General features: G+C 73.5%; 11 protein-coding genes. 8 read left to right on the top strand and 3 right to left on the bottom strand.

Annotation, left to right across the window (positions count from 1 at the left end; all coding sequences use genetic code 11):
• The first annotated feature begins 95 nt into the window (after window positions 1-95).
• Window positions 96-980 (top strand): oxygenase MpaB family protein, encoded by an 885-nt coding sequence (locus ACFYX3_RS19885; protein WP_389014957.1) that lies wholly within the window; start codon window positions 96-98, stop codon window positions 978-980.
• A 104-nt stretch (window positions 981-1,084) separates the two neighbouring features.
• Here ACFYX3_RS19885 and ACFYX3_RS19880 read toward each other — a convergent pair whose 3' ends face one another.
• Window positions 1,085-2,617, bottom strand: a complete 1,533-nt coding sequence (locus ACFYX3_RS19880) for a M1 family metallopeptidase (RefSeq protein WP_389014953.1) — start codon at window positions 2,615-2,617, stop codon at window positions 1,085-1,087.
• Window positions 2,618-2,842: 225 nt separating this feature from the next.
• On the opposite strand from ACFYX3_RS19880, the gene ACFYX3_RS19875 reads away from it, so the two are divergent.
• From ACFYX3_RS19875 to ACFYX3_RS19865, 3 genes are all read left to right on the top strand, one after another.
• Complete coding sequence (locus ACFYX3_RS19875; RefSeq protein WP_389014950.1) at window positions 2,843-4,852, top strand: Xaa-Pro dipeptidyl-peptidase; 2,010 nt, start codon at window positions 2,843-2,845, stop codon at window positions 4,850-4,852.
• Window positions 4,849-6,156, top strand: a complete 1,308-nt coding sequence (locus ACFYX3_RS19870) for a M14 family metallocarboxypeptidase (RefSeq protein WP_389014947.1) — start codon at window positions 4,849-4,851, stop codon at window positions 6,154-6,156. Before ACFYX3_RS19875 ends, ACFYX3_RS19870 begins: the two co-directional genes overlap by 4 nt.
• 119 nt (window positions 6,157-6,275) lie before the next feature.
• Window positions 6,276-6,578, top strand: a complete 303-nt coding sequence (locus ACFYX3_RS19865) for a hypothetical protein (protein WP_376587414.1) — start codon at window positions 6,276-6,278, stop codon at window positions 6,576-6,578.
• Window positions 6,579-6,680: 102 nt separating this feature from the next.
• Here ACFYX3_RS19865 and ACFYX3_RS19860 read toward each other — a convergent pair whose 3' ends face one another.
• Window positions 6,681-7,637, bottom strand: coding sequence for an NAD(P)/FAD-dependent oxidoreductase (locus tag ACFYX3_RS19860; protein WP_389014944.1), 957 nt, complete (start codon window positions 7,635-7,637; stop codon window positions 6,681-6,683).
• Window positions 7,638-7,707: 70 nt separating this feature from the next.
• Here ACFYX3_RS19860 and ACFYX3_RS19855 point away from each other — a divergent pair, with 70 nt between their 5' ends.
• The 4 genes from ACFYX3_RS19855 to ACFYX3_RS19840 are packed head-to-tail and all read left to right on the top strand — an operon-like array spanning window position 7,708 to window position 10,966.
• Complete coding sequence (locus ACFYX3_RS19855) at window positions 7,708-8,157, top strand: hypothetical protein (protein WP_382652365.1); 450 nt, start codon at window positions 7,708-7,710, stop codon at window positions 8,155-8,157.
• A gap of 13 nt (window positions 8,158-8,170) precedes the next feature.
• Complete coding sequence (locus tag ACFYX3_RS19850) at window positions 8,171-9,808, top strand: ABC-F family ATP-binding cassette domain-containing protein (protein ID WP_382652367.1); 1,638 nt, start codon at window positions 8,171-8,173, stop codon at window positions 9,806-9,808.
• A gap of 28 nt (window positions 9,809-9,836) precedes the next feature.
• Window positions 9,837-10,568 (top strand): 2-phosphosulfolactate phosphatase, encoded by a 732-nt coding sequence (locus tag ACFYX3_RS19845; RefSeq protein WP_389014940.1) that lies wholly within the window; start codon window positions 9,837-9,839, stop codon window positions 10,566-10,568.
• Window positions 10,565-10,966, top strand: coding sequence for a hypothetical protein (locus tag ACFYX3_RS19840; protein WP_352026599.1), 402 nt, complete (start codon window positions 10,565-10,567; stop codon window positions 10,964-10,966). Before ACFYX3_RS19845 ends, ACFYX3_RS19840 begins: the two co-directional genes overlap by 4 nt.
• Before the next feature lie 72 nt (window positions 10,967-11,038).
• On the opposite strand, the gene ACFYX3_RS19835 is transcribed toward ACFYX3_RS19840, so the two are convergent.
• Window positions 11,039-11,485: a DUF2690 domain-containing protein gene (locus ACFYX3_RS19835; RefSeq protein ID WP_389014937.1), complete on the bottom strand. Its 447-nt coding sequence runs from the start codon at window positions 11,483-11,485 to the stop codon at window positions 11,039-11,041.
• Between the last annotated feature and the right edge of the window lie 147 nt (window positions 11,486-11,632).

Genomic DNA, 11,632 nt, shown 5'->3' with positions numbered 1-11,632 from the left:
GATCACGCCAACTCACGTTCTGGTGTCTGAATTCTCATGTTTGCGCTGCTGTGCGGGCGGCATGGGTGCAGCCTGGAACATGTGAGGATGAGGCGATGGACCGTGTGAAGCCGCTGGACCGGGCCCCGGCCGGTCACGACCCCGAGCCGCCGCCCGTCGGCGGAGTGCTGTGGAGCGTCGCGGGGGACGTCCGGGCGCTGCTGATGCTGCCCGCCGCCCTCACCCTCCAGGTCGCCCATCCCGCGATCGGTGCCGGCGTCGACGACCACTCCGTCTTCCGCACCGACCCCTGGGGCCGCGGTGAGCGCTCCCTGCGCTCGCTGCAGCTGTGGATCTACGGAGGCGAGGAGGCCGCCGCGGAGGGCCGCCGGCTGCGGGAGCTGCACCGGACCATCCAGGGCACGGACGCCCACGGCCGCCGCTACCACGCGCTCACCCCGGCCTACTACTCGTGGGTGCACGCGACCGGCTTCCCGATCTACCGGCACGGGCTCCGTCTGCTCGCCCGCCCGCTGACCGAGGCGCAGGAACGGCAGCTGTACGCCGAGTGGCTCCAGGTCGGCCGGGTCCTCGGCATCCACGACCGGGACATGCCACAGACGATCGAGGCGTTCTGGCCGTACTACCGGAAGGTGCTCGCCGAGGAGATCGAGGCGACCGCGGTCGTACGGGAGCTGCTGGACACCGACCTGCCGCTGCCCGCCCCGGCCCGGGGCCCGCTGCCGCTCCGGCTCGCCCTCCGTCTCCTCTGGCCCGTCCTCCGCCGCCCCTTCCTGCGGCTGCGCGCGTTCCTCACGGTCGGTCTGATGCCGCCGGACGCGAGGGAGGCCATCGGCCTGGAGTGGACGGACGCGCAGGAGCGCACCCTGCGCCGTTTCGCCCGCATCGTCCGCACTGTGGTCCCGGCCCTCCCGGAACGCCTCCGCTATCTGCCCCTGGCCAGGAAGGCCCGCGAGGCCGCCCGCCGCGCGAAGGAGTAGGGCCCGCGCCCCCGCCCGTGTGGGCAATCGCCCCTGCGGGACGCCTGCCCACACGGGCGGGGCCGGGCCGCAGTGGGGCCCGTCGGCCCGGCCCGCGTCCCGGATCAGTGCGCCGCGTGGTTCCCCGGCGCCTCGTTCTCGTGGATCGTGTTCGTCGCCGCGATCTTCTTCCACGACTTCGGCTGTGCGGGCTTCGTCGGCTGCGCGGTGGTGCGGGCCGACAGGGCCGCCGTAGGGGCGGTCGCCGGGGCGGCGGGCTTCGACGGCTGGTACAGCCAGGTGTCGAAGAGGTCGGCCAGCGGCCGGCCGGAGACGCGCTCCGCGTACCGGACGAAGTCCGAGACGTGCGCGTTGCCGTAGGCGTTCTCCTGCGGCCAGCCCTTCAGGATCGCGAAGAAGGTCTCGTCGCCGACCTCGTTGCGCAGCGCCTGGAGCGCCAGCGCGCCCCGGTCGTAGACGGCGCCGTGGAACTGGTTGTCGGCGCCCGGGTCACCCGGCTTCACCGTCCAGAACGGGTCGTCGGCCGGCCGCGAGGCGTACACGTAGTCCGCCAGCTCCTGGGCCGTGCCCTCGCCCTCCTTCTCCGACCACAGCCACTGGCTGTAGCGGGCGAAGCCCTCGTTGACCCAGATGTCCTTCCAGTCCTTGACGGACACGCTGTCGCCGTACCACTGGTGCGCCAGCTCGTGGACGACCACCGACACGTTCGAGCCGTTGGCGAACTGCCGCGGGCTGTAGAACGGACGGGTCTGCGTCTCCAGGGCGAAGCCGCTCGTCACGTTCGGCACGTAGCCGCCGAGGGCGTTGAAGGGGTACGGCCCGAAGACCGACTCCAGCCACTCCGCCACCTCGGTCGTGCGCTCGATCGACGCGCGCGCCGCGCCCGCGTTGTCGCCGAGGTCCTTGCTGTACGCGTTGAGGACGGGCAGCCCGTTCGCGGTCTTGTCCGTCGTGATGTCGAACCTGCCGACGGCGAGCGTCGCCAGGTACGTCGCCTGCGGCTTGTCGGAGCGCCAGTTGAAGCGGGTCCAGCCGAGCCGCGAGGACTGCGACTGCAGCACGCCGTTGCTGATGGCCTGGTGGCCGTCCGGCACGAGCACCGAGACGTCGAAGGTGGCCTTGTCCAGCGGGTGGTCGTTGGACGGGAACCACCAGACGGCCGAGTCGGGCTCCTGCGCGGCGACGCCGCCGTCCGGGGTGCGGGCCCAGGCCGACCAGCCGTCGATCTTGAACTCGGAGGGCTTGCCCGCGTACCGGACGACCACCGTGATCGGCGTGTTCTTCACGAGCGGGGACGCCGGGGTGACCTCCAGCTCGTGGTCGCCCGAGGTGGCGAACTTCGCCAGGCGGCCGTTCACCCGGATCTCGCTGACCTTCAGACCGAGGTCGAGGTTGAAGCGGGAGAGGTCCTGCTTCGTGGTGGCGAGGATCGTCGCCGTGCCCTCCAGGAGGTCCGTCGCCGGCTGGTACTTCAGGCGCAGGTCGTAGTGCGAGACGTCGTAGCCGCCGTTGCCGCTGGCGGGGTAGTAGGAGTCGCCGATGCCCGGGGCGCCGACCTTGAAGTCGGCCGCCGATGCCGGGATCGCCAGCAGCAGGGAGGCCGCGAGGGCGCTCGGAACGATGATTCTGCGGTGCACAGGTGCTCCCCAAGTCATAAGAAACGTAAGACGCACGGGTGGTCGTCGATCCTTAACTCGGACCCTATTCAGCCTCCCGACGCACCGTCACGTCCAGAGGACCTCCTGTCACACGATCGCCATTCGGCCGACATGAACCCGCCCGTCACCTGAATGACCCGGAATCCCCCCTGAATCCCTCCGGCACTCTTTTGCCCGGGAGTCGACCGGGGTACGTTCCGGCGCATGCCGATGCGAATGCGGAGAACCCGCGGAGCCCGACTCACGTACGGAACCCTCGTGTCCGCGGCCACGGCCGCCCTGTTCGCCACCCTGATCACCCCCGCCGGCGCCCAGCCGGACCCGGTCCAGGCCGCCCCGCGCGAGTCCCGGCCGGCCTACTCGTACGCCGGCGCCGTCCGCGAGTCCGTCTGGGTCGACACCGGCCTCGACGGCGACGGCGACGGGCGCGCCGACCGGGTCGCCGTCGACATCGTGCGCCCCCGCGAGCCCGCGGCGGCCGGCCGGAGGATCCCGGTCATCATGGACGCCAGCCCGTACTACGCCTGCTGCGGACGCGGCAACGAGGGCCAGAAGAAGACCTACGACGCCGACGGCAACCCCGTCCAGCTCCCGCTCTTCTACGACAACTACTTCGTCCCGCGCGGCTACGCCTTCGTCGCCGTCGACCTCGCCGGCACCAACCGCTCCGACGGCTGCGACGACGTCGGCGGACGCTCCGACATCCAGTCCGCGAAGGCCGTCGTCGACTGGCTGAACGGCCGCGCCCGCGGCTACACCTCCCGCACCGGCGGCACCCCGGCCCGCGCCACCGCCTGGAGCACCGGGAACGTCGGCATGATCGGCAAGAGCTGGGACGGCACCATCGCCAACGGCGTCGCCGCCACCGGCGTCGAAGGGCTGAAAACGATCGTTCCGATCGGTGCGATCTCCTCCTGGTACGACTACTTCCACTCACAGGGCGCCCCGCTCTACGACGCCAACCCCAGCTGGCTCTCCGAGTACGTGAACAGCCCCGAGGCACAGGGCCGCTGCGGCGCCGTCCAGGAAAGGATCACCGCCGGCACCCCGTACAGCGCCGACTGGACCCCGGCCTGGACCGAGCGCGACTACGTGAAGGACGCCGGCAAGGTCAGGGCCAGCGTCTTCGTCGTCCACGGACAGCAGGACCTCAACGTCCGCACCAAGCAGTTCGGCCAGTGGTGGGACGCCCTCGCCGCCCACGGCGTCGAGCGGAAGATCTGGCTCTCCCAGACCGGCCACGTCGACCCCTTCGACTTCCGTCGCGCCGACTGGGTCCGCACCCTGCACCGCTGGTTCGACCACTACCTCCTCGGCTACGACAACGGCGTCGACCGCGAGCCGGTCGCCGACATCGAGCGCGCCCCGGACGCCTGGACCACCGACCGGCAGTGGCCGCCGCGCACCACGGCGACCACCACCCTGCGCCCCGCCCCCGGCGCCGCCTCGGGACCGGGCGTCCTCGGCCGTGCGTCCGCCGCTCCCGGCGCCACGGCGACCCTCACCGACGACCGGACCCTGGGCGAGCTGGACTGGGCCGCGCGGATCGACGACCCGACCCCCGAGAAGGCCGGGTTCGTCACCCGTCCGCTCTCCCGTGACCTGCGGATCTCCGGCTCCTCGAAGGTGACGGTCACCGCGACGCCCACCACGTCCACCGCGTACCTCTCCGCCGTCCTCGTCGACCTCGGGCCGGCCACGATCCGGGACTACGCGGCGGCCGGCGAGGGCATCAGCACGCTCACCGACCGCACCTGCTGGGGCGCGAGCACGCCCGGCGACAGCGCCTGCTTCAAGGAGACCGCGGCCCGTACGGCGGACGTCGCGTACACGGTCGTCAGCCGCGGCTGGGCCGACCTCGGCACGTGGGCCGACCCGCGCCGGGAGCGCCCGCTGACCCCCGGAAGGGCGTACACCCTCACCCTCGACCTCGCGCCGACCGACCACGTCGTCCCGGCCGGCCACCGGCTCGCCCTGATCGTCGGCGGCACCGACAAGGACCTCATCGACCCTCCGTCGACCACCCCGACCCTCACTCTCGACCTCGCCCGCACCTGGGCGAAGCTGCCCTTCGTCGGCGGTGCCGGGGCGTTCGACCGGGCGACGACGGGAGCGGCCCCGGCCGTTCCGGCGCCGACCGCGGCGCCGTCCCTGAACGGCCCCGTCCCGCCGGCCCCCGTCACCGGACCGCGACTGCCGGGGGCGGCCCGATGACCCCCCGTACCCGGAAGCGGAGTTCCCGGCGGGCGCTCGCCCTCGTCGTCGGCGCCGCCGCCCTCGCCCTGCCGCTCGTCACCGTCCCCGCGAAGGCGGCGGACAGTGCGCCGGCGCAGGCCCTCCCGCGCACCGGCTTCGAGGAGAGCGACGGCGGCCGGTGGACGACCGAGGCCGAGGAGACGGAGTTCCTCGCGGCGGTCGACCGGGGGAGCGACCGGGTGTCACTGCGCGAGATCGGCACCACCGGACAGGGCCGCCCGCTCAGGCTCGCCACCCTCGGAGCGGGCGGCACGACCGTGCTGCTCGTCTGCAGCCAGCACGGCGACGAGCCGGCGGGCCGGGAGACCTGTCTGAGCACGCTGCGCGACCTCGCGTACGCCGAGGACGAGGAGGCCCGGCGCTTCCTCGCCCGCACCACCCTCCTCGTCGTCCCGACCGCGAACCCCGACGGCCGGGAGGCCGACACCCGCGGCAACGGCGACGGCATCGACGTCAACCGCGACCACCTCGCCCTGCGGACCGCCGAGGCCCGCGCGGTCGCCGCCGTCATCCGCGACCGCAAGCCGTCGCTCGTCTACGACCTCCACGAGTACGGAGCCACCCCCCGCTACTACGACAAGGACCTGCTCGCCCTCTGGCCCCGCAGCCTCGACGCCGACCCGCACGTCCACGACGAGTCCCGGACGCTCTCGGAGTCCTACGTCCGGCCCGCCGCCGGACTCGCCGGATACAGCAGCGGCATCTACGGCATCTGGACCGACCCCCTCACCGGCGAGCCGGTCAAGCAGGTCGCGGGGGACGGCCAGGAGCGGATCCTGCGCAACACGGCGGGCATCAAGCACTCCGCCGGGCTGCTGGTCGAGACCCGGGTGGACGCCTTCGACCAGGCCGAGAAGGACGATCCGGCCCTGAACCGGCGGCGCCGCGTCGCCACCCAGCACGCCGCCCTGCGCGGGGCCTTCGCCTATCTGGACGAGCGGCGCGGGCCGCTCACGGCGGCCACCGCCCTCGCCCGGCGCGCCGGGTTCGCCGACCGGGGGCCGGTCTACCTCGGCGGCGCCGACAACGACCCGGCCGAGCCGGCGGAGATCCTCGCCGACCCGCCCTGCGGCTACCGCCTGGACGCCGCCCAGTACGCCGAGGTGGGCGACGAACTCGCCCTGCACGGCGTGACCGTACGGGCTGAGGACGCCGGGGTGTTCGTGCCGCTGCGTCAGTCGCAGCGCGCGCTCGTCCCGCTGCTCCTGGACGCGCGGGCGGCCTATCACCTCGTCAGTGGGAGTCCTGTGGAGGAGTGTTGACGATCGGGTGACCCCCGGCCGGGCGTGGCGCGATTCCGATGTTTGCCGAGGTAAAGTTACCGGTCGGTACTGACCATGCCTCGAACGGGCTCCCGGAGCCCTGGAGTTGGAGAACCACCATGCGCCACACCAAGCCCGCGCGCCGTACGCTCACGGCTCTGCTCGCCACGACGCTGCTCGCCGGGGGCGTGCTGTTCGGGCAGACGGTGACCGCCGAGCCGGCCGCCGCAAAGCCCATCACCTGCAACGTCAAGGCGCTGCGGGCGGAGGCCCACAAGGAGCGCGACCGGGCCGCCCGGCTCAAGAGGGACGGCGCCCCGGCGGAGGCCCGCAAGGCCCTCGCCCACGCCGACGCCCTGGAGCGCCGCGCCAAGCAGTGCGCCGACGCGGACAGCAACAGCAAGCCGCCGATCTGGAAGTAGTACGTGACGCGGGGCGGTCGCCCTCCGGAAGGAGGCGACCGCCCCGCGGCCGTTCCAGACCTTGAGCGGCCGGCCTTTCCGGCCCCGGGCCGGCCGCCCGCCTCAGCCCATCGCCAGCTCCGCCGCCCGCTCCGCACAGCCCCAGGCCACGGTCACCCCCGCGCCGCCGTGCCCGTAGTTGTGGACGAGCCGGCCGCCGCCCGGCAGCGGCACCGCCTCGATCCGCACCCCGCCCGCCCGCGCGGGCCGCAGGCCCACCCGGTGGCCCAGGATCCGGGCCCCCGCGATCTCCGGCCGCACCCGCGCGCACCGCGCCACGATCGCCGCCGCCGTCGCCGGGTCCGGCACGAGTCGCTCGTCGCCCTCCTCCGCCGTCCCGCCGAGCACCAGCCGGTCCTCGTGCGGGAAGTAGTACGTGGTCTCGCCCGCCGACTCGTCCGCCGCCGTGAACCACTCCTCGATCCCCGGGTTCTCCACCAGGACCAACTGCCCCCGCACCGGGCGCAGTCCGGGATCCGGTACGAGCTCCCGCGCCGCGAGCCCCGTGCAGTCGACGACCACGGGTGCCTCCGCCGCCGCCTCCTCGAGACCGGCGACCTCGCGCCGTTCGAAGGTCCCGCTCAGGGCCTCGAACCAGCCCCGCAGGAAGGTCAGATGGACCGGCATGTCGATCAACGGCAGCCGCGCGGCGAGCCCCGTCCCGTACGGCCCCGGCACCTCCTCCGGCGCCAGCTGCCGCAGCCCCTCGACCTCCTCGGCCCAGGCGCCGAGCTCGTCGAGGACCGTGCCCGCGTGGACCCCGGACACCCGACGGACCCCGGTCCGCTCCGGATCGACGGCCATCCGCTCGTACACCCGCAGCGATTCCAGGGACCAGGCGCCGACCTCGGCCGCCGGTTCGATCCGGTACGGCCACCACAGGGCGCCCGCCACCGCCGAGGTCGTCCCGAGGAGGTCGTCGCGGGACCAGATCCGTACCCGACGCCCGCGCTCCGCCAGCCGCGTCGCCGTCGCCAGGCCGACGACCCCGCCCCCCACCACGATCACGTCGTTCTTCATGCCCGGGACCGTACCGGGACCATGACATTTCCGGGACGGCGCGGCCACGGAAGGCCGAAATACTCGAGTCATGCCGGTCCCGTACACGTCCTTCGACCTCGTCCCCGCCGCCCCGTCCGGTGGTGACCACCTCCACCACGACTTCCTCGTCGACGGCAGGCCGCTGCTCCACCGGCTCGACGAGACCGACGGCTTCGACACCGTCTCGCCCCTCGCGGCGGACCTCCCGCCCACCGTCCGCGCCGAGCACGCCCACCGCCTGCTCCTGGCCGACGGCAGCCGCCAGGTGATCCACTCCTGCCCCGACTGCGAGGACCCCGGCTGCGGCGCGGTCACCGCCGTCGTCGCCCGCGAGGGCGCGGACGTCGTCTGGCGCGACTTCGCCTGGCAGACCGGCACCGCCGCCGAGCCCGTGCGCGAGCCCTACCCCGGCGTCGGCCCGTACCGCTTCCACGGCCCGACCTACCGGTCCGTGCTGCTCGGGCTCCTCGAATCCTCGGCGTGTCGCCGCGTCGCCTAGGATTCGTTCCCTGATGACTGCCACCCTCGTCGCCAAGGACCTCGCCGCCGGCCACGGCGAACGCACCCTCTTCGCCGGGCTCGACCTCGTCGTCGCCCCCGGTGACGTGATCGGCCTCGTCGGCGTCAACGGCGCCGGCAAGTCGACCCTGCTGCGGCTGCTCGCCGGGCTCGACACCCCGGAGGAGGGCGAGCTGCGGCTCTCCCCGCCCACCGCCGCCGTCGGTCACCTTCCGCAGGAGCCCGAGCGGCGCGCGGGGGAGACCGTGCGGGAGTTCCTCGCCCGCCGCACCGGCGTCGCCGCCGCCCAGGCCGCCATGGACGAGGCCACCCAGGGCCTCGTCGACGGCACGCCCGGCGCGGACGACGCGTACGCCGTCACCCTGGAGCGCTGGCTGAACCTCGGCGGCGCCGACCTCGACGAGCGCGCCGAGGAGGTCGCCGACTCCCTCGGCCTCACCGTCGGTCTCGACCAGCCGATGACCGCCCTCTCCGGCGGCCAGGCCGCCCGCGCCGGCCTCGCCTCGCTGCTCCTCTCCCGCTACGACGTCTTCCTGCTCGACGAGCCCACCAACGACCTCGACCTCGAAGGCCTGGAACGCCTGGAGTCCTTCGTGAAGGGGCTGCGCGCCGGGACGGTCGTCGTCAGCCACGACCGCGAGTTCCTCACCCGCACCGTCACCAAGGTCCTCGAACTCGACCTCGCCCAGCAGCAGATCACCCTGTACGGCGGCGGCTACGAGGCGTACCTGGAGGAGCGGGACACCGCCCGGCGCCACGCGCGCGAGGAGTACGAGGAGTACGCGGACAAGAAGGCCGCCCTCGAAGGGCGCGCCCTCATGCAGCGCAACTGGATGGACAAGGGCGTCCGCAACGCCCGCCGCAAGGCCTCCGACAACGACAAGATCGGCCGGAAGCTGCGCGGCGAGTCCAGCGAGAAGCAGGCCGCGAAGGCCCGGCAGACCCAGCGCATGATCGAGCGCCTCGACGTGGTCGAGGAGCCCCGCAAGGAGTGGGAGCTGCGCATGGAGATCGCCGCCGCGCCCCGCTCGGGCTCGGTCGTCGCGACCCTGCGCGAGGCCGAGGTCCGCCGCGGCGACTTCGCCTTCGGTCCCGTCACCCTCCAGATCGACTGGGCCGACCGGGTCGCCGTCACCGGGGCGAACGGCGCCGGGAAGTCGACCCTGCTCGCCGCGCTCCTCGGCCGTCTCCCGCTGGACTCCGGCGACGCGGTCCTCGGCTCGGGCGTCGTCGTCGGCGAGGTCGACCAGGCCCGGAAGCTGTTCCACGGCACGGAGACCCTCCTGGAGGCCTTCTGCGCGGCCGTGCCCGACACCGAGCCCGCCGAGGTCCGGACGCTGCTCGCCAAGTTCGGTCTCAAGGCCGTCCACGTGCTGCGGCCCGCCACCACGCTCTCCCCGGGCGAGCGGACGCGCGCCGCGCTCGCCCTGCTCCAGGGCCGGGGTGTGAACCTGCTCGTCCTCGACGAGCCGACCAACCACCTGGACCTGCCGGCCATCGAGCAGCTGGAGTCCGCCCTCGACTCGTACACCGGCACGCTGCTGCTCGTCACCCACGACCGGCGCATGCTGGACGCGGTCCGCACCACCCGCCGCATCGAGGTCGCCGACGGCAAGGTGACCGAGCTGTGATCACGGGCGCCTCCCTATGCGGTCGGCGATGACGGTCTCCTTCGGCTGGGGGCCCGTCGAGGCGCGGGCCCTCGCCCCGGCGGCCGCCTGCGTGGTCGTCGTCGACGTGCTGTCCTTCACCACCTCCGTGGGCGTCGCCGTCGAGGGCGGCACCGCCGTGTACCCGTACCGCTGGAGGGACGCCACGGCCGCGGCGTACGCGCGGGAGAAGGACGCCGTGCTCGCCGTCGGCCGCCGCGAGGCCACCGGGCCGCACCCGTGGACGCTCTCCCCGGCCGCCCTGCGCGCCGCCCCGAGGCCTTCGCGCCTGGTCCTGCCGTCCCCGAACGGCTCCACCATCGCCGCGGAGGCCGCCTCGGGCGGCGCGGTGGTCGTCGCGGCCTCCCTGCGCAACCGCTCGGCCGTCGCCCGCTGGCTCGCCGACCGCGGCCACGGCACGGCCGACCGGCCGCTGGCCGTCATCGCCTCGGGCGAGCGGTGGCCCGACGGCTCGCTGCGCCCCGCCCTCGAAGACCTGCTGGGCGCGGGAGCCGTGCTCTCCGCGCTCGCGGGCCCGCACACCCGCATGACCCCGGAGGCGACCGCGGCGGCCACGCTGTGGGACGCGACCGAGGACCCGGTCGCCGCCTTGCACGGCTGCGACTCGGGCCGTGAACTGTACGAGTACGGCTTTCCGCAGGACGTGGCCGTGGCCGCCGAGACCGACAGCTCGACGACCGTCCCCGCTCTCGTGGACGGCGCATTCCAGGAGGCACCATGACCGACCTACTGACCCGGCTGACCGAGATGCTGGACGATCTGGACGCGGACGTCGACGCCACGATCGACCTCGCCGACGAGATCGCGGCCTCGGGCGACGCCGGCCTCCTGCCGCGCCTCCAGGCGGAGCTGGACCGCGCCCTCGCCGAGCGGAACGCCTACGCCCGGGAACTCCTCGGCGGAGTCGTCGCCGCCATCGGCGGCACCGACACCCTCCCGGCCCTGGTCCGCGCCTCCGCCGTCGACCTCGGCGACGACCAGGACGGCCTGGCCGCCGAGATCGTCGACCTGGTCCAGGCGGACCCGAAGACGGCCCGCCGTCTCCTCCAGCCGATGACGGAGGACGACGACCTGTCCGTCGCCAACCGCGCCGACTGGGCGCTGCGCTTCCTGCCGTAGTCGCTGCGCACGCGAAGAGGCCACAGCCCGAGGGGCTGTGGCCTCTTCGACGCGGGCGCGGGGGCCGGCGGTCTACCAGAAGTTGCTGCAGGTCACGTTGCCGTTGTCATTGATGCAGACGCGGTAGTAGGCGCTGCCGCTGCCCAGCATGTTGGACCAGTCGGTGCCCGCCTGGTAGGGGAACTGCACCGAGAGGCTGCGCTGGAAGTCGGTGCCGGGGCCCAACCACTTCTCGATGGAGCCGTACCGGGGCCACCACTGGCTACCGGAGGGGGACGTGGTGCGGACCCAACCGGCCTGACAGGCGTTGGACCAGCGCAGCTCGGCCTTGAAGCCGTTGCCGTTGATGGTCGACGCCTTGGTCGTGGCGTCGGCGTCACAGCCCTGCGAGACGGGGCCGAGGTTGTCGCAGCCGCTGCCGGAGCAGCCGGCGGCGTACGAGGTGCCCGCGAGCGGGACGAGGGCCATGGTCATCGCGGCGGCGGAGACACCCGCCACCTTCGCGATCATGCGCTTCATCAGTCGATCCGATTCCAGGAGGGGGGAGCGTCGTGGGCGCCACGAGCAGAACGAAGATGATCATGAACCGTGTGCTCTGTCCACGTCAACCGGCGAATCGGACCACCTCGGCGCACGTCGCGACGGAGCCCCACGCGAAGAGGCCAC

The sequence above is a fragment of the Streptomyces sp. NPDC002463 genome (assembly GCF_042889835.1).
Classification (GTDB): domain Bacteria; phylum Actinomycetota; class Actinomycetes; order Streptomycetales; family Streptomycetaceae; genus Streptomyces; species Streptomyces nymphaeiformis.
Note: the sequence above shows the minus strand (reverse complement) of the source record. Positions and strands in the feature narration are given on the sequence as shown.